The organism is Microcoleus sp. D2_18a_D3, from assembly GCF_036702455.1.
In the GTDB taxonomy this organism is placed as follows: Bacteria; Cyanobacteriota; Cyanobacteriia; order Cyanobacteriales; family Microcoleaceae; genus Microcoleus.
The window spans coordinates 19,174-39,659 of sequence record NZ_JAUBTK010000012.1 but is presented as its reverse complement, the minus strand read 5'-3'; the positions used below and the strand labels follow the sequence as shown (position 1 = coordinate 39,659).

The 20,486-nt window shown below is 44.6% G+C and carries 20 protein-coding genes; 11 read left to right on the top strand and 9 right to left on the bottom strand.

What is annotated here, in order from left to right:
• Positions 1 to 10 precede the first annotated feature (10 nt).
• The 4 genes from malQ to QUB06_RS08175 all read right to left on the bottom strand — a co-directional run bounded on the left by malQ (position 11) and on the right by QUB06_RS08175 (position 4,907).
• On the bottom strand, positions 11 to 1,519 hold the full coding sequence (gene malQ / locus QUB06_RS08190) for a 4-alpha-glucanotransferase (RefSeq protein WP_333434874.1): 1,509 nt from the start codon (positions 1,517 to 1,519) through the stop codon (positions 11 to 13).
• A gap of 463 nt (positions 1,520 to 1,982) precedes the next feature.
• Positions 1,983 to 2,108, bottom strand: coding sequence for a photosystem II protein Y (locus QUB06_RS08185; protein WP_333140345.1), 126 nt, complete (start codon positions 2,106 to 2,108; stop codon positions 1,983 to 1,985).
• Between the two features lie 175 nt (positions 2,109 to 2,283).
• Positions 2,284 to 3,042: a MinD/ParA family protein gene (locus QUB06_RS08180; RefSeq protein WP_333287959.1), complete on the bottom strand. Its 759-nt coding sequence runs from the start codon at positions 3,040 to 3,042 to the stop codon at positions 2,284 to 2,286.
• 74 nt (positions 3,043 to 3,116) lie between these two features.
• On the bottom strand, positions 3,117 to 4,907 hold the full coding sequence (locus QUB06_RS08175) for a CHASE2 domain-containing protein (protein ID WP_333434873.1): 1,791 nt from the start codon (positions 4,905 to 4,907) through the stop codon (positions 3,117 to 3,119).
• Positions 4,908 to 5,242: 335 nt separating this feature from the next.
• Between QUB06_RS08175 and QUB06_RS08170 the strand changes: the two genes are divergently transcribed.
• Together QUB06_RS08170 and QUB06_RS08165 are read left to right on the top strand one after the other, a co-directional pair.
• Positions 5,243 to 5,983, top strand: coding sequence for a DUF928 domain-containing protein (locus QUB06_RS08170; RefSeq protein ID WP_333434872.1), 741 nt, complete (start codon positions 5,243 to 5,245; stop codon positions 5,981 to 5,983).
• Positions 5,984 to 6,124: 141 nt separating this feature from the next.
• Positions 6,125 to 6,859, top strand: a complete 735-nt coding sequence (locus QUB06_RS08165; RefSeq protein WP_333434871.1) for a DUF928 domain-containing protein — start codon at positions 6,125 to 6,127, stop codon at positions 6,857 to 6,859.
• A gap of 39 nt (positions 6,860 to 6,898) precedes the next feature.
• On the opposite strand, the gene QUB06_RS08160 is transcribed toward QUB06_RS08165, so the two are convergent.
• Positions 6,899 to 7,063 carry a hypothetical protein gene (locus QUB06_RS08160; protein WP_333434870.1) on the bottom strand — a complete coding sequence of 55 codons (165 nt, stop codon included), beginning with the start codon at positions 7,061 to 7,063 and terminating at the stop codon, positions 6,899 to 6,901.
• 167 nt (positions 7,064 to 7,230) lie between these two features.
• Between QUB06_RS08160 and QUB06_RS08155 the strand changes: the two genes are divergently transcribed.
• The 3 genes from QUB06_RS08155 (at position 7,231) to QUB06_RS08145 (ending at position 10,015) form a co-directional block, all read left to right on the top strand.
• The gene (locus tag QUB06_RS08155; RefSeq protein ID WP_333434930.1) at positions 7,231 to 8,025 is read left to right on the top strand and encodes an HAD family hydrolase; all 795 of its coding nucleotides are present in this window, start codon (positions 7,231 to 7,233) and stop codon (positions 8,023 to 8,025) included.
• A 409-nt stretch (positions 8,026 to 8,434) separates the two neighbouring features.
• Entirely contained in the window at positions 8,435 to 9,652 is a 1,218-nt protein-coding gene (locus QUB06_RS08150; RefSeq protein WP_333405000.1) for a DNA double-strand break repair nuclease NurA, read from the top strand.
• Between the two features lie 144 nt (positions 9,653 to 9,796).
• Positions 9,797 to 10,015 (top strand): hypothetical protein, encoded by a 219-nt coding sequence (locus QUB06_RS08145; RefSeq protein ID WP_006633087.1) that lies wholly within the window; start codon positions 9,797 to 9,799, stop codon positions 10,013 to 10,015.
• Between the two features lie 162 nt (positions 10,016 to 10,177).
• Here QUB06_RS08145 and QUB06_RS08140 read toward each other — a convergent pair whose 3' ends face one another.
• Positions 10,178 to 12,268 carry an ABC transporter ATP-binding protein gene (locus QUB06_RS08140; RefSeq protein WP_333434869.1) on the bottom strand — a complete coding sequence of 697 codons (2,091 nt, stop codon included), beginning with the start codon at positions 12,266 to 12,268 and terminating at the stop codon, positions 10,178 to 10,180.
• 152 nt (positions 12,269 to 12,420) lie between these two features.
• Between QUB06_RS08140 and QUB06_RS08135 the strand changes: the two genes are divergently transcribed.
• Complete coding sequence (locus QUB06_RS08135) at positions 12,421 to 12,993, top strand: GNAT family N-acetyltransferase (RefSeq protein WP_333434868.1); 573 nt, start codon at positions 12,421 to 12,423, stop codon at positions 12,991 to 12,993.
• Positions 12,994 to 13,083: 90 nt separating this feature from the next.
• The gene (locus tag QUB06_RS08130; RefSeq protein WP_333434867.1) at positions 13,084 to 13,605 is read left to right on the top strand and encodes a GNAT family N-acetyltransferase; all 522 of its coding nucleotides are present in this window, start codon (positions 13,084 to 13,086) and stop codon (positions 13,603 to 13,605) included.
• A gap of 70 nt (positions 13,606 to 13,675) precedes the next feature.
• On the opposite strand, the gene QUB06_RS08125 is transcribed toward QUB06_RS08130, so the two are convergent.
• Positions 13,676 to 14,998: a tetratricopeptide repeat protein gene (locus tag QUB06_RS08125; RefSeq protein WP_333434866.1), complete on the bottom strand. Its 1,323-nt coding sequence runs from the start codon at positions 14,996 to 14,998 to the stop codon at positions 13,676 to 13,678.
• A gap of 273 nt (positions 14,999 to 15,271) precedes the next feature.
• Here QUB06_RS08125 and QUB06_RS08120 point away from each other — a divergent pair, with 273 nt between their 5' ends.
• The 4 genes from QUB06_RS08120 to hisC all read left to right on the top strand — a co-directional run bounded on the left by QUB06_RS08120 (position 15,272) and on the right by hisC (position 19,305).
• Positions 15,272 to 16,333, top strand: a complete 1,062-nt coding sequence (locus QUB06_RS08120; RefSeq protein WP_333434865.1) for an esterase-like activity of phytase family protein — start codon at positions 15,272 to 15,274, stop codon at positions 16,331 to 16,333.
• A gap of 185 nt (positions 16,334 to 16,518) precedes the next feature.
• On the top strand, positions 16,519 to 17,373 hold the full coding sequence (locus tag QUB06_RS08115) for an alpha/beta hydrolase (protein WP_333434864.1): 855 nt from the start codon (positions 16,519 to 16,521) through the stop codon (positions 17,371 to 17,373).
• On the top strand, positions 17,370 to 18,083 hold the full coding sequence (locus tag QUB06_RS08110; RefSeq protein ID WP_333434929.1) for a glycerophosphodiester phosphodiesterase family protein: 714 nt from the start codon (positions 17,370 to 17,372) through the stop codon (positions 18,081 to 18,083). Before QUB06_RS08115 ends, QUB06_RS08110 begins: the two co-directional genes overlap by 4 nt.
• A 175-nt stretch (positions 18,084 to 18,258) precedes the next feature.
• Positions 18,259 to 19,305, top strand: coding sequence for a histidinol-phosphate transaminase (hisC, locus tag QUB06_RS08105; protein ID WP_333434863.1), 1,047 nt, complete (start codon positions 18,259 to 18,261; stop codon positions 19,303 to 19,305).
• A 190-nt stretch (positions 19,306 to 19,495) separates the two neighbouring features.
• On the opposite strand, the gene QUB06_RS08100 is transcribed toward hisC, so the two are convergent.
• The gene (locus QUB06_RS08100; RefSeq protein ID WP_333434862.1) at positions 19,496 to 19,966 is read right to left on the bottom strand and encodes a type II toxin-antitoxin system VapC family toxin; all 471 of its coding nucleotides are present in this window, start codon (positions 19,964 to 19,966) and stop codon (positions 19,496 to 19,498) included.
• A complete protein-coding gene (locus QUB06_RS08095; RefSeq protein WP_333434861.1) occupies positions 19,960 to 20,274 on the bottom strand; it encodes an antitoxin family protein in 315 nt (104 codons plus the stop codon). Before QUB06_RS08095 ends, QUB06_RS08100 begins: the two co-directional genes overlap by 7 nt.
• Positions 20,275 to 20,486 lie beyond the last annotated feature (212 nt).

Here is a 20,486-nt window from a genome sequence, read left to right as displayed (position 1 = left end):
TTACCGACGCTCAATTTCTATTCGGAGCGCGGCCGGAGATGTAAGTCATGGTTTTGAGCCGATCGCGCACTTCCCAATTCAAAGCTTCAGGTCGATACCGCCAGCCCCAATTCCCCTCTGCTTTCCCCGGAAAATTCATCCGCGCGTCTGTAGCCAAACCCAACAAGTCTTGAAACGGCACAATTGCCAAATTAGCAACAGACATCCAACCCATGCGGATTAAAGACCAGTGAATTCCTTGGGGATCGATGCAGCCCAAATAACGATAAACGTCATCTCTTTCGTAGTGTTGCAGTTGATTGAACCATCCGACAGTCGTGTCGTTGTCGTGAGTGCCGGTGTAAACTACGCAGTTGCGATCGTAATTGAAAGGCAAAAAAGGCTCGCCCGGGCCTGAGTTAAAAGCAAACTGCAAAATCTTCATTCCCGGAAACTCGAACCGATCTCGCAAAGCTTCCACTTCTGGAGTAATTACCCCTAAATCCTCCGCGATAATCGGCAAGTTGCCAAACTTTTCATTAATTAGATCCAACAAAGCTGTTCCCGGCGCTTTAATCCACTCTCCGTACATAGCAGTTTCTTGCCCGCGCTTCACCGCCCAGTAAGCCTCAAATCCTCGAAAGTGGTCGATCCGAGTCACGTCTACATAAGCGAAAATCGCTTCAAAACGCTGCACCCACCACTCGAAATTAGTTGCTTGCAACTTCTCCCAATTGTATACCGGGTTGCCCCACAATTGACCTGTATTGCTGAAGTAATCAGGGGGAACTCCCGCCATTAAAGCTGGTTCTCCGCTGGCTTCATCCAAGCAAAATATTTCTGGATTAGACCATACATCCGCGCTATCGTGAGCTACATAAATCGGAATATCGCCAATAATTTTAATGTCCCGCATGTTAGCATAGCCTTTCAACTCTGTCCACTGGCGAAAAAACTCAAACTGGACGTATTTGTAGTAATAAATCTCAGCATTTAGCTGCTGGCGCCACTTCTCTAGCGACTCTGGCTCTCTACGGGCAATTTCTGGTTCCCAATTGTTCCAGCTAACACCGCCAAAGTGATCTTTTAGTGCCATAAATAAGGCGTAATCTTCCAGCCAATTCTCTTTGCTTTCGCAAAAACCTGAGAATTCTTTTTGCTGGATCGGGGATGCTTTAGCTTTGAAGTTTTCGCAAGCTTTTTTTAGCAAAGGCACTTTCAGGGCGATCGCCCGCTCGAAGTCTACATAATCGAGCGGAAATTCTGGTAAATTAGCGAAGTCTTCATCGGCGAGCCATTGAGCGTCCCGCAGCATTTCTGGGTTGATCAGCAGCGGATTTCCCGCCATTGCTGAATAGCACGAATAAGGAGAATTTCCGTATCCTGTCGGGCCCAGCGGCAATACCTGCCAGTATTGCTGGTCGCTCTCAACTAAAAAGTCAATAAAGCGATATGCTTCTATTCCCAAGTCCCCAATGCCAAATCGGCTGGGAAAGGATGTGGGGTGGACTAGCATGCCGCTCGATCGGGGAAAAAGCATAATCTATCTAAAGATATAGGAATTTAACATTGACAATTTGACCTATCTTCCCTACGAGTTAAACTTCGTAGTTTTTAGGGCGATTGTTAGGGCAAATACTTTTGTGATTGTCTCATATTTTCTGCGATAACGTGCTTACCAAATATTTTTATGGAACTCTACTCATAAATCCTGAGTAGAGTTCAAAACATCAAAATCCGAACTTACACGATCGCCCTGCTTTTCCAACTAGGTTTTTTTACCCAGGCTCGTTTGCTGGAACAAAGTATTTTGCTTGAGCGTACCCGGTTTCTGCCTAATCTTTAAATTTAACTTTTCTTGGGTTTTTGCCCCATCTCTCTGCAGTCGTAAATTGCCCACCAAGAATCAGCCATCACTGAAGCAGAGCCCATGCACAAATCAGCCGGCTGTTTTGTATCTCAAACAACAGCCGGCTGCGAAATTACTGGTGATAATGCTTAGTTCATGCTTGCTTGTTCAACATTTTCTGTACTTGTTTGAGAGCTATAGCACCGACGTTGTAAGCAGCCCAGCCGCCCGCCAACAATACGGGCATCAATACTATTAGTATGCGGAAGTCAAATTCCATGAGTTCTCCTCCTAAAGTTTTTTAACAAATTCTCATAATCTATTTGTATCTCATTTTGTCGCGATTCTCTTGACTGTTTAACCAAATATTCGGGATACGCAGGAGGACATCGCTCCGCAGGAATGGAGAGCGAAAGCGAAACTCCTGGGCGGGCGATCGGCATTCGCTGCAGCAATTATCCCACAATCTGTTTGGCAATCCCTTCCACAACCTTAGTTAGAGGGTCGTTAGGGAAGTGCAGCGCAAACACTCCCTTGCTGGCGAGCAGCATCATCTGGTCGCTGTGGGGCAGTACCCCTGCCACTGGGATGTTGTAAATACTCTCTACTTGTTGCTTCAAATCCTCGAAATCTAGGGATTCAGGGGCTTTATTGATAGTCATCAAAATCTTGGGAACTTCTAATTTGCGGGCCACATCTACCGTGACAGCCGTTCCCTGAAAATCTTGCTGATCCGGACGCAGAATCAGCAGCAGGATGTCGGAAATGGTGATGCTGAGGAGGGTTTCTTCGTTGAGCCCCGGGTGCGTGTCTATAAATAGGTAGTCTAAGTTCAAAACCTCGATCAGTTCTTGAAAGCCGTCGGTAAGCAGTCCCACGTCGTAGCCTTCCCGCAAAACTCGCGCTATCTCCCCTGCTTTAATGCTCGAAGGAATCAGGTAGAGGTTGCCGTTACTGGCTAATTTTGGCAGCAGCGAACTCACATTGTAGGCCGTATCCGCGATCGGACAGCGGCCCCACAGGTAATCGTTCAGGCAGCGATCCATGTTGCTCTCGCTGAAACCGAACAGCACGTGAATCCCCGGTGATTGAATGTCTGTGTCCACAATGGCGACCCGATTTCCGCCGCGAGCGATAATAGATGCCAGGTTTGCTGTCGTGTTCGATTTGCCAGTTCCGCCCCGGTAAGAGTGGACAGAGATGATTTTGGACATGATCTGCGTATTAGGGTAAGAAACTGCGAGAACCCATTATGATGCAATTCTCGATGATGCAGTAGAGTTGTCGGTCATTCTTCCTTCCCCCCCAAATCCTCCTTATCTGTGAAAGTATCAATTTTTTCATCTTTTATCGTCTTTTGGGGGCCCCTGCGCTGCCGCATCTGTTTGGCTTTGGTTTGCAAATCGCTGAACTCGTCATCAGGTTTAGTTTCGGCTGAACTAGCACGACAACCGGTATCTATCGGGACACCCGTTTGAGAGCCGCTTTCCGATTCAGTCACGGCGGCGCGCTGCTTCTGCTGTTTGGCTTTTTCCTGCAACTGAGCTAAGTAATCGTCTGTCTGACTTTCGGCCTTGGGAAGCTCTGGGGTACTTGCAGTTATTTCTTGGGGTTCGGAAGGTGTTTTTTCAGAGGTTTCTTGTTTGCTAATCCTCAGTTTATCTTTCTTTTGCTGCAATTCTTTAAAGAAATCAGATTCTGTGATTTCTGCGACTTGCTGTTCTTTTTTGGCTTGGTCTATTTCGATTTTGAAGACTTGTTTTACTCGATCGCTAATTGCTTTCCCGTATCCGGCTTTATTAAATCTCTCTGCTGATACTATGCTACCGCCAGTTAGGATTAATGCTAAGGCTGGCGCTGCCACAGGCACCCACCCTCCCAACAGAAAAATCCCAAAGCTGAGCGCGCAGCACCCGGACACCATTGCTCCGAATGTCACTGTCAACTTCGCTGGGTGAGCCATCCGCGATGCCAAGGTTCCTCCCACAATTGACCATCCCGAAATCCACAAGATTTCTGCCCATTCCGGCCAAAACCAAAACATCGGTCTGTTGTCTAAAACTGTACTCAAAATTTGGCTGACCACTTGTGCGTGTGCCACGATACCAGGCATGAATTGGTTGCTTTGCTGTCGCCCACTGTAAGGAGTATAAAACAAATCTTTAACGGTTTCTGTGGTGTAACCGATGAGAACTATTTTATCTTTAACTAAATTTGGGTCAACTTTCCCTTCTAAAACATCGGTAATTCTGACTTGGTTTGCGACTTGCCGCCGGGAACGATAGTTAATTAATATTTGATATCCCCTGACATCGGCATTTTTGTATCCTCCGTCATTGCTTGCTAGTTGTTTTAATTGGGTGTTTCCCAGCCATAAAGATTGATCGGGTGCCAGTTTGGGATAGATTTTTTGCCCTTGCAGGTAGCGGAGTGCTAGCTGGAGGTTGAAGGAAGCTAAAACTTGAGAATTGTCATTGCAAAGATGTTTTTGGGCCGAGGAGTTGCCCTCAATTGTCGGCGGTTTCATAAATAATAAAGCCCTGCGGAGTATGCCACCCGGATCGACTCCGAAATCTGCAAATCCCACGCGGTTTTGTGGCAGCCCCGGCGCAGGCGGAGAACCGGGATTGTCTGGGCTTCCGTCGGTGACTAAACATACCCCGATAATTCGATCGCTTTTTTGTAAAACTTTGGTTAATTCCTCGCGCCCCTCTCCTAAAGGTACGTCTCGGAGTACATCTAAACCGATGACTGCCGGCTGCATTTTGTCGAGTTTTTGTAAGATTTCAGCTATTTTGCGATCGGATATTGGCCACTGATTCAGTTTCTGAATGTCTGCTTCGGTAATCCCCACCACTAGCAAACGCGAGTCTGGCTGTTCATCGGGACGCCACCTCACCATTTGGTCGTAAGCGCTTAATTCTACTGGTTCGACTATTCCTAGCTGTCTGGCCCCCATCAAGGATAATGTTACTGCCGCGCTGGCAATTAATACAGACTTAGCCAATGCTAGTGATAGTTTATACCTTTGACTCAATTGAGTCGCTGCCGATCGAATGTTGTTAGATATTTTACTCATTATCCCAGCATAAAAGTTTGACTCGTTTCTGGAACAGCAGTTGTTTCACATTTCCCCCTGCTGGAGACTTCCTCCATCTTAGAACACTCGGAAACTCCGACCGCTTTGTTACAAAAATTTACAGTACGTGGCGAGCAACTGTATCCAATGATACTTGCGACCTAGGCAACCTGATTTTTCGGACGGACAATCCACTTGCCGATCGAATTAATAAATGTTATTGATGATATGTAAAGGTTTAAATTGTGTATCTGCGCCCTCGACTAGCATCTCAAAAATATTTGTCGCCATCAGCGAATGCCTGTGTTTGCAATTATACTGAAAGGTACAACAAAATGAAACGTTTTCTACATCGGGCTACGCTTGCGGTCGCCGTATCTGCGATCGCAGCTACCGTACCCACTTCACTTGCACCGATGCGCGCACAATCCCAGCCGCTTCTGCTGAGTCAAAATGTTAATTTCCAGACTCCAGACGTAACAGCCCCCGCCAACCGACAAGGAGGGGCACATCGCGGCAACAAGCTTTGTCCAGCGGGTTTATCTATTACTCCTTTAGTGCCTCCAACTAATATCGGTTTAACCCTAACAGATTCTCCCACAATTTTTGTCTATATTCCTAACACAGCGCCCGAAATAGAGTTTACTTTGCTCAACGAAAAGGAAGACAAAGTAGTCTACGAAAAAACCTTTAAACTTGACAAATCCGGGATTGTAGGAGTTAGTATTCCTGCTACAGTGGACAACAACAAATCCCTTGAAGTTGGCAAGCGATACGTATGGTCATTTTCGATGGTTTGCGACCCCGAAGACCGAGCTGCGGATTTAGTTGTTAAAGGGTTCGTGCAGCGAATTGAACCGCAGGCAACACTCAAGAGCGAGTTGGCAAATCCCGACCCGATGACTAGGCTCAACGTTTATGCTCAAAATGGGATTTGGTACGAAACTCTCGCTACTTTAGCCCAAATGCGGCGCCAGACACCGGGGGATGTGAAGCTGACAGCCAAGTGGACGCAATTATTGCAGTCCCAAGGACTGGAATCAGTTGCAACTCAACCACTGGTTGCGCCTCTTTAAATCTCGCTATTTCTTGAAGTTTGGTCGGTCTGCCGATGGCGATGTGAAAATTGACCCATTTACTCGATCGCGCCCGGAGCTAAAACTCCGGGTTAACATTAGAAATGCGCTCTATAAATATTTTTACAAGTGGGTGGAAAAATGAAACGTTTTATACATTTTACTTCACTGGTGATGACTGTATTGGCGATCGCCGTTACTCTCCCCAGTGTGCTGACACCGATGCAGGCTGTACCTGCACCCATTCTCCTGAGTCAGAATGTTAATTTCAAACCTCCCGATGTAACAGCCCCCGACAACCGGCAAGGGGGGACGCATCGAGGCTGTAAGTTACGGGATGGTTTATTCATTACTCCCTTAGTACCTGAAAGCAATATTGGCTTAACGCTAACAGAGTCGCCAACATTTTTTGTATATGTTTCTCAACCGGCAGCTCAAGTAGAGTTTATTTTGCTAAACGCAGATGAATCCGAAGTAGTTTACGAAACTACTTTAAAAAATGACAAAGCCGGAATAGTTGGAGTTAGCCTTTCGGAGAAAGACAAGACAAAAAAAATTGAGGTTGGTAAGCGATATGTCTGGTCGTTTGCACTAGCCTGCGATCCTCTGGAGCGTTCTGGAGATTATATTGTTAAAGGATGGATGCAGCGAATTGAACCCCAGGCAAATCTCAAGAACGATTTGGCAAATCCCGACCCTATGGCTAAGGTGATTGCTTATGCTAAAAATGGGATTTGGTACGAGACTCTTGCTACTCTAGCCGAAATGCGGCGCCTCGCACCCGATGATTCGCGGCTGACAACCGAGTGGACGCAATTGTTGCAGTCCCAAGGACTAGAATCGATTGCCGCTCAACCGCTAGTTCAGTCTTTTTAATAACGACTCTTCACCAATCATTGCTGATTGTTTGCACAGTCAATTCTTCAATCCTTCAATCCAGTGACCGAAAGCAGCCAGGGTACAAGCCCCCGTCTTTATCTTGGCACAACCAAAAAATAGTATCCGATAACAAGTCCCCGGAGTCATCAGTGATATCAAATCCGTTAGCATCGGAATAGTAAATTCGAGTTCACTGTTCACTGTTGACTGTTCACTGTTGACTGTTCACTGTTGACTGTTCACTGTTGACTGTTCACTGTCAACATCATTCCGCTGTAACCGGAAATGATATGATATCGCTTTGTTCAATTCTCAAATTCTTCAATTCTTCAATCCAAAATCCAAAATCTAAAATCTAAAATCGATTGATGGCTAATAACTTTCCGACAATTCTAGCTCTTGATTTTGACGGTGTGATTTGTGACGGACTAATCGAATATTTCCAAACAGCTTGGCGTGCCTACTGTCAAATCTGGAAACCAGTCGAAACAGTGCCCGATCCAGATTTAGCTTTGAGTTTTTACCGAGTGCGGCCCGCCATCGAAACTGGTTGGGAAATGCCGCTGCTGATCCGCGCACTGCTGACAGGAATTTCCCCAGAGCAAATTTTGCTAGAGTGGCCCAATATAGTACCCTATTTGTTGACAGCAAATAATTTAAAAGCGCAGTCTGTCGGTGCTATGTTAGACGGATTGCGCGATAATTGGATTGCTGAGGATTTATCTGGGTGGCTGTCTTTGCACCGCTTTTATCCAGGGGTTGCCGATCGCTTGCACTCGTTGCAGGAGAGTTCGGTGAAAGTGGCGATCGTCACTACAAAGGAAGGCCGTTTTGTGCGGGAACTTTTGCAGCTAGCGGGCGTACAAATGCCGTCGGAGTTGATTTTTGGCAAGGAATACAACAAGCCGAAACACCAAATTTTGCGGGAATTTTTGGCCGCGTCTGGCAAAGATTCGACTATTTGGTTTGTGGAAGACCGGTTAAAAACTTTGCTGTCGGTGAAGCAGCAGCCGGATTTATCTCAGGTGAGGTTATTTTTGGCTGATTGGGGTTACAATACTTTGCCAGAACGGGAATCTGTGGCTCAAAATCCACCCGTTCAATTGCTTTCTCTGTCGCAGTTTGCCGGAGATTTTGCCGATTGGCTGCCGATCGAATGTTAATATTAGATTTTTTTACACTTGTGATTTTTTTCGCTTTTCAGAGTTAAAAAAAACCACAAAAATTTACATCTTTTTTGTTGACTTTTGCGGCGTAGACATGGTATATTAATATAATGGGATGGTGGCAAAAATATTATTTTTGCCACCATCCCATTATAAGATAAATATAACAGAAATTTCTCAAAAAAGCAAGCCGATCGAAAAAAAAAAGGTTTTTTTTCAGAGACTATTGCAGGTAATCTTGACCTCAAAAACCAGGTTTTTTTACTATTTATGGGGGCTGGTACGAAGTGTTTTAGTTTATCAAACCGCGTCTATCACAAAAAAACCAGATTCGGAACCAAAAAATTGAAAAGTGTTTTGATAATTTCTCAGCTTGAAAGCTTTCTAATATTGAGACTTAAAACCAATGCTCGATTTAACTAAAGCAGCCAAGGCAATGCAGGGAATGAGCCAACATTTGAATGTGGAAGCTCAGGCGGCTCGCCAGCGTTTGGAAGTGGCTCAGAATTTGCTGGTAAAGGCCGCAGCGGAACAGGAAAAATTGGTGGAATTGCAAGAGAATTGGCGCGATCGCACTTTATTCAATGCTGCCACGCCGATCGAGCCCTTGGACGATCGCAGCTACATCACCGCACCCCCCGCCGCTCACACAGTCTTTGCCACAGACGGATCGCAAATTTCCCCCAACCATCACGAAATAGCCTACTGCTACCTGCTAAACGTCGGCACAGTTATGCTGCACTACGGACAAAGCCGCCACCCAGTTTTAGACAGCGTGCCCGAGGTTTTCTACAAACCCGAAGACTTGTACGGTTCGCGACAGTGGGGAATTAGAACCGAAGAATGGATGGGATATCGGCGAGCAGTTTCCGAAGCAATAGCCTTGGCAGAAATGGGCTGCAATTGGGCAAAAGTTAACGACAATAAATTGCCCGCGCCAGCTTTAGCAATGGTAGACGGTTCCCTGATTTATTGGTTTTTGGAACAGTTACCCAGCGAAGCGCGCGATCAAATTTTGCTGCCAATTTTAGAAGCTTGGGACAAGTTGCGTTTAGCAGGAATTCCGCTGTTAGGATACTTAAGCGCTTCTCGCAGCAGCGAAAGCTTATCTTTTTTACGGTTTGAAGCTTGCACCCACGAAGTACCAGACTGCATGACAAATTGCCCGAACGTCGGATTTGCCGCCACAATTTCTTTCGCAGAAAAAGCACCTTGTCAAGAATTTGAACCTCTGCGGGATGCCATATTGTGGGCAACAATCCTGTCACCGGGACAAAGAAGCCCTTTGTGGAAATCTCAAGCTCGAATTTTAGATTTGTACGGTCTTAATTCCGTCTATTTCTGTTACGTTCACGTTGGCACAGAAATTGCTAGAATAGAAGTGCCGGAATGGGTAGCACAAGATACAGCACAGCTAGATTTAGCATTAGGAATGATGCTGGCTCAAGTACACAAAGGCGGCGGGTATCCGGTGACGCTAGCAGAAGCTCACAATCAAGCGGTAGTCACGGGGGGCGATCGAAGTCGCTTTTTCGCTTTGTTAGAGCAGCAAATGATTAAAGCCGGCTTAAAAAATGTCGGAATTTCTTATAAGGAAACACGGAAGCGCGGCAGTATTGCTTAAAGTAATAAGTAGAGTAATCTTGGACGCAGAAACCGGGTTTTTAGGGAAATACTGCATTTAAGCCTTTAACACAGAGAAAAAACCCCGTTTCTTTGGTATTTATGCGTAAGTTATGTAGAGTTAAAATCAAGTTAAAAATGTTATATGCCAATAGAACTAATTATCTTAATTGCTTCGTTACTTGTATCTTGGCTGGTGTTTAATTGGGCTTTTAAAGTGTTGAAAGCCAGCATCGGGACAGCGATTGGTTTAGCAGCAATTGTGCTGACGATGCAGTTATTGTTTGGCATCGGCCCAAATCAGCTTTTCCAACATATAATTCACTTGCCGGAAACCCTGGGGAAAATGATTTCAGGCAAATGATCCGATTTTAGATTTGAAATTTGAGAGTTGAGGTTTGAAATTCTTTTAGATACCCGACTTTTTGAAGAAGTCGGGTATCTGCGTATTCGGAGAATTTTCCCTCTTATCGATAATTCATCCGTGTATCCGTGTCAAAATCCGTGTCGTGCCTGACTTCAGATATTAACTTCCCAGCATTTGCAAATTGTACAAACTGGCATACAACCCTTCTAGCTGCAACAACTCTTCGTGGCTGCCAGATTCTACTAACTGCCCGCGTTTGAGCACTAAAATGCGATCGACATTTCGGATAGTCGAGAGCCTGTGGGCAATAATTATCGCCGTTCTGTCCGCCATCAAACGCTCTAGAGCTTCTTGAATTAAAGCTTCCGTCCCCACATCCAAACTAGCAGTTGCCTCGTCTAGAACTAAGATACTGGGATTGCGAATAGCGGCGCGAGCAAACGCTAGTAATTGCTTTTGTCCCCCCGAAAGATTCGTCCCCCGTTCCCGCAATTGCGTATCATAACCTTGAGGCAACTGTTCGATTAAACGGGCAACATTTGTCTTTTCTGCTGCTGCTTGAATTTCCTCAATCGAGTAACTTTCTCCCAGGCTGATATTGCTTTTCACGTCACCAGCAAATAGAAAGCCATCTTGGATAATCACGCCTATATGCCTGCGTAACTCTGCTTGAGGTAAATCCCGAATATCCACATGATTAACCAGAATCCGTCCTCGGCTAGGCTCATAAAGGCGGCACAGGAGACGGATAATCGAACTTTTGCCCGCACCAGTGGGGCCAACTAATGCTACTTTTTCGCCGGATTTGATGGTGAAATTGAGGTTTTGCAGGACATATTCGTCTTGTTTGTAAGCAAACCACACGTTGTCAAATTGGATTTCTCCCGATTCAGAATTCTGCGATTTGGCATTTTCTCCCCCCCTTAGCAAGATGGGGTTGGCGGGGGGTGATTGGGGATTGTTAGGCAATAAACGATATTCTGAACTTGCTGGATTTTGATGATTATCTGCCAATTCTCGATCGACCGGAGACAAGTTGTAAGCCGTTGCCTCTGGATGTCCAGTTATCAACAAGGGTGAATAACCTGCCCTTCTTCCTCCTTCCTTCTTCCCTCTTCCTTCTTCCTTCTTCCCTCTCCCTTCAAACATCCGTGTATCCGTGTCAAAATCCGTGTTGTGCCCTTCCTTCTTCCCGCTAGTTGGATCTTTAATTTCGATCGGTTCGTTGAGGATATCGCTAATCCGTTCTACAGCGGTAAATCCTGCTTGAATTGCAGTGAATTTCTCGGCAAATTGCCGCAGCGGATCGAAGAGACGTTGAGCAAATAAAATGAATGCCGAGAGAGTACCAAAGTTAAGATTACCGGCTAAAACCCTTTGACCACCCATCCACAAAACGGCTGCAATCGCTACTAAAGCAATCCATTCTAATGTCGCAGATACGGCTGAGTCGTAAAATATAGTTTTGTCAACTGCTTTAATGTAGCGTTTATTGGTGACGCGAAACAATTGTGAATTGAATCTTTCGCGGCGGAATAGCTGCACTACACCAATACCAGTCAGGTTTTCTTGCAGTTGGGCGTTGAGTTCGGACAGTTCTTCTCTGGTATTGTAATTTGCTATGCGATATTGGTACTGGAAATAAATTATGACTGCGGTAATTGGTATCATCATCAGCACCAACATTAAAGCTAGTTGCCACTGCATGGTAAACATGAAAATGGCAATTACTAAAATTGAAAATAAATCGCTGACAATGCCGATCGCCCCTGAAGAGAAAACCTCTCCCAAAGCTTCTACATCGCTGGTGAGTCGAGTCATCAGTTTACCGACAGGAGTGCGATCGAAAAATCTCACTGCTAGCGATGTGACGTGGGCGAACAAATCATTTCTAATATCTGTAGTAATTATTTGCCCTACTTTCGTGACTAAATAGCCTTGAAGTGATTGCAGTGCTAATCTAAGTGTTATAGTTAGCATCAGCAAAATAGCCAAAATATTCAATGCAGCAGATAGAGGCACTCCCCGCAAGAATTCGTAGGTAGGTTCCGAGCGAATTACCGAAATTGCCTGTCCAATGAGAATCGGTTGAATTGCTCCTGAGACTGCTAGCGGTACTAATAGTGCGATCGCAATAATCAGCAAGCGTTTGCTGCGGGTTGCGTAAGATGCCAACCTCATGAATAACCGCCAGTCTGTTTCCTGGCCGGATTTGTTTTTGGTGTCTGCTACTGGTGAGGAAATAGTCATTGATGGCAAAAACTGTACAATATATCTAGTTAATAATTGTAACAAATAGAATGAATATTTGGCACTAATATCAGTAACAGGCAAGATGCCTGTTTCACAAAGAGTGTTTTCTTGTAACAGCAGGTTGGGTTGAGGAAAGAAACCCAACCAAAATGTTTGTAGGCAGACAAAAATGGTATTATAATCTACTGGTACAAGTTATATTTATCATGCAAGAGATAGAGACAGCCCGATTGTATCTGAGACAATTTACGCCAAACGACTTAGATGAGCTGTACCACATCTACAGCGATTCAGAAGTGATGAAGTATTTGAGCGAAGGCGTCAGAAATAGAGAAGAAACAGCAGCAGATTTAGTTCAGATAATCGCAGATTGGGAAAAACACGCTTTCGGTTTGTGGGCTGTTGTCTATAAAGAAAATAACCAATTGATCGGCGATGGGGGGCTTCGCTTCTTAGGCAAAACACCTGAAGTAGAAGTCGGTTACGTGTTAGCAAAAGCCTATTGGGGGAAAGGTTTAGCGTCGGAAGTTGCAGCGGCTAGCCTCAAGTACGGATTTGAAGCATTGAAACTAGAAAAAATTGTTGCTGTTGCAGATACCGAAAACATTGCCTCGCGGCGGGTAATGGAAAAAATGGGGATGAAATACCAGCATAACCTCGATGATTCGGATCGAGTATATTATTCAATCTCGCGAAAAATCTACCAGTCAAAAGTAGTTTAGTTGAGTTGACGAAGGAAATTAAACCAAAATGTTTGTAGCAAGACTTATCACAACTGGTATCATAATCTAGTGGTAAAAATTATATTAATCATGCGAGAGATAGAGACAGCCCGATTGTATCTGAGACAATTTACGCCAGACGACTTAGATGAGCTGTACCGCATCTACAGTGATGCAGAAATAATGAAATACTTGAGAGGAGTTAAAACTAGAGAAGAAACAGAAATCGCCATTAATACCATGCTCAAAAGTTGGGAAGAAAACCACTTCGGAATGTGGGCTTTAGTACATAAAATAGACCGTAAAATGATTGGTCGCTGCGGACTGGTTTTTCTGGACAAGACACCGGAAGTTGAGCTAGGCTATACCCTTGACAAAGTTTATTGGAATCAAGGATTGGCGACTGAAGCATCTTTGGCTAGTCTAAATTATGGATTTAAAATATTAAATTTGGATAGAATAGTTGCGATCGCCCGCCCAGAAAATATCGCCTCCCAGCGGGTGATACAGAAAGTTGGCATGAAATATGAAAAAAATGCTCGTTATTACGAAACTGATGTACTATATTACTCTATATCGCGAGAAACCTACGATTCAAAAGTAGTTTTGTAGGGTGTGCGTTGCACACCTTACTGCATTTAAATTACTCACATTGCAATTTGTCATTATTGCCTGCTGACAACTACGAAGTTCTTTGCAATTGCTTGTTAACTTTTTGAATTTTCTTAGCAAAATACTCTTGTCTGTGTCCCAATCTTTTAGCCACGTCCAACCCTTTTTGATAGGATTCCAAAGCTTTATCGTAAGCCTTCATCTCTTGATAAACTTGACCGATATTGTCATAAGTGTTCATCAATCCGTAGAAATTGTAAGCCCGCTCTTCTAACAGCAACTGCATTTGATAAATCCGCAAACTCGGCTCCCACTGCTTTTGCGCTCGATAAAGTAAAGCTAATTTATCTAAAGCTTCACTAGCTTGGGCATACTGTTGAATGGGGACGGCTAAATTGTAGGCTTCCTGATAGTATTGAGCTGCTAAATTGATTTGACCTATGGTTTGGTAATCGCTGGCGATCGCAATTTTGAGCGGTGGTATAGCACTCGGGTTTTGCAAGTTAAGATACACCGATGCTAGTTTTTCCCGGGCTGCGATCGCCTTTAGGGGTTGTTTCGACTGTTGGTAAACGTAGGCCAACTGTCTCAGAGTATCTACCTCTGTTGGAGGAGTTACAGGCTGCGGCGGCGCGCCGTTTCCCGCAACTACAGCAGAAGTTGGCACAGCAGAATTAGCAGCAAATAAAGCGCGGTTTTCCTGAATTAAAGTTGCCAATTCCTCATAGACGGGAGCAGCTTTATCGTAACTCAACCAATTGACGTGAATTAGCGCGATCGCCTTCAAAATCTGACCTTCAGCCAATATATCTTCGTTTTGGCGCGCATTTTCGAGAATTTCTTGGTAAACTTCTACAGTCGGGCCTTTAGCGCGCACCTGCTGAAAAGCCGCAGCGAAGACGGGGAGCAACTCAGTATTAAGTGGTACTTGGGATTTGACTTCTTTTTGAATTGCTTGCAACCGTTTGGTAATAAGCTGTAGTTCGAGGTTTTTACCATTACTCCAAGCAACACTTCCCACCCGACTCAAAGCAGCAATTTCCGCCGCCGGGCCCAGATACCTCCGCAGCCGCAATTCTCGGAACCAAATTTCAAAAGCACCCGCGCCGTCTCCAGCTTCCAGTTTAGCCGCTGCTTCTAAGTTTAACTCTTCCAAAGCCGCTGTCAGTTCGTCCCGCTGAGTGCTGCTCAAAGATTCGTTAGCGGGGGCTAGGGGATCGGGTGTGGTAATTTCTAGAGGATTAGGAGAAAATTGATCGAGGCCTGGTGGATTAGTTTGGGCGCTAGCAATAGAACCAACACACAGCCACAAGAAAAGCAAGCACCCAATTGGCACAGAACTTCTCATTCTTAAAATTTGGTTGCCGCGATTCGGCATCTCTTTTGGAAACATCAAGTTTTGCATATCTACAAAACGGTATAAATTATGTCACAAAGATGGCACAAAAGTAAACAGTTCAACAAGAGCAACAAAATAAATTTTACCGCACTGAGCAATTGTTTTCAGTTCAATGCGTTGGGCGATCCTCTTCGTTGGCGTAGCCCCCGTAGGGGCGGGCTTCGCCAACGTATTTTACGCTTATTCAGTCTAGCCCTCATTCTTTTAACTGTTTGCACAGCTTGCGCCCCCCCTCCCGCAGTTGCAAAAGACCGCTCTTTTCCAGAAATGTCCCTAGAATTTTTGGGCGAGTACGAATTGCCAAAAATGAATTTTGAAGGAGTACCAGTCGGCGGTTTGTCAGGAATTACCTACGATCCCAAAGGTATTAGTGAAGTCACTTCCAAAGCTTATCGCTTTTACGCTCTTTCCGACGACCCCAGCGAAAACGGAGAAGCCAGATTTTACAGTCTCCGACTCGACCTCACATCAAATGACCCCGGCAATATTCGCCTGAAAAAAGTTACCGTTGAAGGCGTTACATCCCTCAAAAAAGCAGAGGGTGAAACCTTCTCTTGGGGTTCCATCAATCCCGAAGGCATCGCCCTTTCTCCCCGCAATTCAGTATTTGTCGCCAGCGAAGGCGTTACTCATGTTGGCATCCCTCCTTTTCTCGGTGAATTTGACCTCAAAACAGGGCAAATGCGGGGAAAATTGCCGATACCAAAGCGCTATATTCCCGATGCCAGCGATGAAAAACAGCAGCAAGGAGTGGTCGACAATTTAGGTTTTGAATCTTTAACAATCGACCCAGAAACCTTTAGTCCGGGCGGTCTCGATCCGTTTCGTTTGTTTGCAGCTACGGAAGCGCCGTTAATGCAAGATTTAGACCCGGAACAGGAAAATAAACTCCGTCTTTTACATTATGTCATCGTCGATAAAACGCCGCAATTAGTATCAGAAAATCTTTACAAGTTAGACCAAGTTCCCATGACTGTTTTGAACGGTTTAACAGAATTAGTAACTGTCGGTGGCGGTCAGATTCTGAGTTTAGAACGTTCTTTTGGGCTGTCGGGATACAGCGCTAGGATATATCAATTAGCGGTTGGGGCGGCTACAGATACTTCGAGAATCCAGAGTTTTAAAGGGCGAGTGGCGGTCGAACCTGTTAAGAAAAAGTTGCTGCTAGACTTAAGCGAACTCGGAATTCCGCTGTACAATTTAGAAGGGATGACCCTCGGCCCGCGCTTGCCAGATGGCAGCCAGAGTCTCGTTTTAGTCAGCGATGACAATTTTGATGAAGCGCAGAAAACTCAGTTTATTTTGTTGAGTTTGAAGGGCAAAGGTTAAGTCAGAAGGGCGGGCTAGAAGCCCACCCCACAAGAAGATTTATTCTTTGTGAAAAAGGCCGGAAAGCCTGTTGAGGAAAACCGTACAATAAAATTCACTCTTTGTGGAACAGGCATCTTGCCTGTTCATAAAAATAGTATAAATGAGGTGAAACAAAAATTTTTCCACAATAAAATACCCTAATTATGCCAACTCGTAATACTTTGCACTTACCAGATATCGAACTTTCCTACCTAGAATGGCAGCCAGAAACAGGGAAAGAAAAAGTTCCGCGCTTGCTGCTGCTGCACGGTTTAGCAGATAGTGCGTGTGTCTGGACTAGCTTGGGCAATTACTTGTCTAACCGCTATCATATTGTAGCGCCAGATATGCGCGGTCACGGAGAGAGTAGCAAACCGAAAACAGACTATACTTTTGAAAGTGCGATCGCAGATTTAGAAGCTTTGATGGCACATCTCAACTGGCCCGACGCCCACATTTTAGGACATTCTTGGATGGGCAAACTAGCACCGATTTGGGCGAGGCAAAATCCCGCTCGTTTTTGCAGTATGATTTTAGTAGACCCCATCTTCATCACCAAAATGCCCGCCGCGATGAAACTCACCCTGCCAATTGTTTACCGAAAATTAGACTGTCTCAAATGTGTGGGCCCGTTTGCGACTTTAGCCCAAGCAGAAGCAGCAGCAAAACAATCGGGAGAATACGCAGATTGGAGTGAGGTGCAACAAATGCTATTCCAACACCAAATCGAACAAAAATCAGACGGAACTTGGGGCAGTAAATTTACGATTGCAGCCAGAAATCAGATATTTGCAGAAGTGATGAAAGTTGCCGGTTTAACTGAAAATATTGACATACCGACTTTGTTTGTGCAACCGGAAAAAGGCGTAAATCGCATGGCTTGGCAAATGCAGCCATACAATAGATACTTGAAAAATCTTACCGTTGCAAAAGTACCGGGGAATCACTGGTCTTTTTTGACTCAACCCGAAACTTTTAATCAAACTGTGGCAGAGTTTTTAGAGGGCACAAGACACTGAATTTAGAAATTATCGCACACCGGGGATTTTCGGCGATCGCCCCTGAGAATACTTTAGCAGCTTTTGAACTGGCGATCGCCCGTGGAGCTCATTCGATCGAATTTGACATCCAGCTATCCGCCGACAACGTACCAGTGATTTTTCACGACGCAACATTAGATAGAATCACTGGAGTTTCTGGCAAAGTTAGGGAAACAACTCTGTCTCAATTGCAGACACTTAATGCGGGAAAATGGTTTAGCGATGAATTTTCACAAGAAAAAATTCCTACCTTAAAAGAATCATTAGCTATCCTCAAAAATGTTGACAAATTTCTTTACTTTGATGTCAAACCTCACTGCGAGTGGTCTGATGCAGATGTCGCGGATTTTGTCAATACTTTGAAGGGCGAAGAAATCCAACAAAAATGCGTTATTACTTCCTTTAACGCTGGATTTCTGGAACAAGTGCGGCGGCTATCTGGCGATTTGGCGATCGGACACATTGTTGCTAATCTAGAAGCATACAAAACTCAATTTGCTCAAGCTGTAGCCCATCAGGATAATTTGATTAGCAGTCTGTATCGCGTGTTGCTGGAAAACCCCGCACTGATTCAAGAAACCCGGAGTCAGGGAGTTGACATTGTGGCCTGGACGGTGGACGATCGAGCGGATATGCAAAAGTTACTTGATTTGGGTATAACGCGGATAGTCACTAATTGTTTGATATAATTTGTTTAACTTGATAAGCTAATCCGCATTTAAATTGCATAGTAAAATAAATTTTTCCTCTTGTGGGGTGGGCATCCTGCCCGCCCTCAACATACAAATTAAATGCACAACAGCTTATTTTGCACCATTATCAAGAACGGGCAAGATGCCCGTTCCACAAAACTCAATTATATAGATGAATTACTTTCGCAAAAGCATCCACGAAATGTCTGGCTATGTGCCGGGAGAACAGCCACCGTTAGGCACAAAAATTATTAAACTAAATTCTAATGAAAATCCCTATCCGCCTTCTCCCAAAGCCTTAAAAGTGCTTCAGGAAATAGACGGAGAAATGCTGCGGCGCTATCCAGATCCCACTGGCAAAAGTTTTCGCATTGCTGCTAGTAAAGTTTTTGGAGTTGCTGACGATTGGATTGTTGTAGGTAACGGCAGCGACGATTTATTAAACTTGATAGTTCGCGCTGTGGGCGAATCGGGGAAACAGATTGTTTGTCCCGCGCCAACCTATGTATTGTACCGCACTTTGGCAGCAATTCAAGATGCAGAATTTGTTGAGGTTCCTTATCCCGACGACTACAAGTTACCAGTCGATTTGCTAATAGCAGCCCGAGGTGCTGTGACGTTTGTAGCTTCGCCAAACAGTCCATCGGGAACAGCCATATCTATGGCTGATTTGGAGACACTGGCTAAAGAGTTATCGGGCATTCTTGTGATCGACGAAGCTTATGTAGATTTCGCCGAAGAAAATTCTTTGGAATTGACAAAAAAATACAGTAATGTTATAGTTTTGAGAACGCTTTCAAAAGGTTATTCCCTCGCAGGATTGAGGTTGGGTTTTGGCATAGCAAATCCGGCGCTGCTGGCAGAATTAAATAAAATCAAAGACAGCTATAATGTGGATGCTTTAGCTTATGCAGTGGGGGCGGCTGCGATCGCCGATCGAGACCACAAAATAGCCAACGCCGAAAAGATTAAGGCTTCGCGAGCAAAACTAGCCGTTAGCTTCAAGGAATTAGGCTTTGACGTTTGGCCTTCGCAAACCAACTTTTTGTTAGTTAGGCCACCAAACGGCGATGCAGAAAGAATTTATCAAACACTCAAAGTACGGGGAATATTGATTCGATACTTCAATCAGCCCCGATTAGAAGACAAATTGCGGATTAGTGTAGGTACGGAGGAACAGAATCAAATCTTAGTTAAAACTTTGAAAGAAATCCTCTAAATAACGATCGCACTAAAATTAGTTGCTAGTGATTAAGCTGTTACGCATTTAAATTGGAAAATCGGGACAGGCTAGAAGCCCGTCCCACAAGAGTTTTATTGATTTTTGACACACAGTTTAAATGTAGAACAGCTTACTTTAGTCCTCTGATTTGTATGAAGACTTGCATTCCTCACTACCAACAGCTTGATTACGGATAATTATTAGGATTATCAATCGCCAATCCTTCCGACTGAGCAATATCCAGCAATCGGTTGTCCGCCGAAACAAAAACCAGTCGAGTTTCTGGCTGCGAAAGGAGAGTAGTAGATTGAAAACGCAAAGCCGAGGCTAACTGTACAGAATCATAAGCGCGCAGCGGATGTTGCATCACCAATTCGGTGGCTGTTTCTATCAAAGTTTGATCAACATCTATGACTCGGTATTCATTTTCAAAATCCTCCCTAACTTTTTGCACAATTAAATCAAAACGTTCCGCAGACAAACTTCTATCCCGCAGACGGCGTGCAAAAGCGCTGTGTACCTCCACCCAAGTAATCTGGCTAATAGCTAAATCGTTATCTGTAGCAGGATCGGTAATCGATAAAATCCAGCCACTGCCTATTTCAGGCACGTATCGTTTGACTAAAGCGCTAGTATCCAGAAAATAAGCATTTACCACGGGCCACGATCCTCGATAACGATTTCTGAGATAGGCTTACCTGGTAGCGGTTCCATTTTTTGCATCAATTCGCGCCACTGCTGCGCGCGCTTGATTAATTCTGCTCGATCGAGCTTACCCTGTTTCTTTGGCAAACGCACCCCCTCTACAAGCATCTTAATCATCGACTTTTCGCGATCGCCCTTGAGTTCTTCCGGCGACACTTCCGCTACAATTGTGATTTGCACAGTTTCCCCATCATTCAATGACAAAGGACTCAAAGGACGAAAAACCCCGTTTTCGTAGATAGCAGTAATAGTTTCTGGCATAATTAGCCTCTTAATTAAATGCTTTGACTTATTGTACTTCTTTTAGAGTTTTCAGTAAGGTGCGTCAGTTGTGATTATTTTTGCTCCAAACAAACAATCTCGGAACTGACGCACCTGACAACAAATGGTGCGTCAGAATAATACTTTCGGCGCTGATTTAAAATCTCAAAACTGACGCACCCTACCACTGATATCATCAGTCATTCCCGATT

Coding starts and splice junctions, on each gene's coding strand:
- malQ (WP_333434874.1), bottom strand. CDS start 1,519: ATGCTTTTTCCCCGATCGAGCGGCATGCTAGTCCACCCCACATCCTTT.
- QUB06_RS08185 (WP_333140345.1), bottom strand. CDS start 2,108: ATGGAATTTGACTTCCGCATACTAATAGTATTGATGCCCGTATTGTTG.
- QUB06_RS08180 (WP_333287959.1), bottom strand. CDS start 3,042: ATGTCCAAAATCATCTCTGTCCACTCTTACCGGGGCGGAACTGGCAAA.
- QUB06_RS08175 (WP_333434873.1), bottom strand. CDS start 4,907: ATGAGTAAAATATCTAACAACATTCGATCGGCAGCGACTCAATTGAGT.
- QUB06_RS08170 (WP_333434872.1), top strand. CDS start 5,243: ATGAAACGTTTTCTACATCGGGCTACGCTTGCGGTCGCCGTATCTGCG.
- QUB06_RS08165 (WP_333434871.1), top strand. CDS start 6,125: ATGAAACGTTTTATACATTTTACTTCACTGGTGATGACTGTATTGGCG.
- QUB06_RS08155 (WP_333434930.1), top strand. CDS start 7,231: ATGGCTAATAACTTTCCGACAATTCTAGCTCTTGATTTTGACGGTGTG.
- QUB06_RS08150 (WP_333405000.1), top strand. CDS start 8,435: ATGCTCGATTTAACTAAAGCAGCCAAGGCAATGCAGGGAATGAGCCAA.
- QUB06_RS08145 (WP_006633087.1), top strand. CDS start 9,797: ATGCCAATAGAACTAATTATCTTAATTGCTTCGTTACTTGTATCTTGG.
- QUB06_RS08140 (WP_333434869.1), bottom strand. CDS start 12,268: ATGACTATTTCCTCACCAGTAGCAGACACCAAAAACAAATCCGGCCAG.
- QUB06_RS08135 (WP_333434868.1), top strand. CDS start 12,421: ATGTTTGTAGGCAGACAAAAATGGTATTATAATCTACTGGTACAAGTT.
- QUB06_RS08130 (WP_333434867.1), top strand. CDS start 13,084: ATGCGAGAGATAGAGACAGCCCGATTGTATCTGAGACAATTTACGCCA.
- QUB06_RS08125 (WP_333434866.1), bottom strand. CDS start 14,998: ATGTTTCCAAAAGAGATGCCGAATCGCGGCAACCAAATTTTAAGAATG.
- QUB06_RS08120 (WP_333434865.1), top strand. CDS start 15,272: ATGTCCCTAGAATTTTTGGGCGAGTACGAATTGCCAAAAATGAATTTT.
- QUB06_RS08115 (WP_333434864.1), top strand. CDS start 16,519: ATGCCAACTCGTAATACTTTGCACTTACCAGATATCGAACTTTCCTAC.
- hisC (WP_333434863.1), top strand. CDS start 18,259: ATGAATTACTTTCGCAAAAGCATCCACGAAATGTCTGGCTATGTGCCG.
- QUB06_RS08095 (WP_333434861.1), bottom strand. CDS start 20,274: ATGCCAGAAACTATTACTGCTATCTACGAAAACGGGGTTTTTCGTCCT.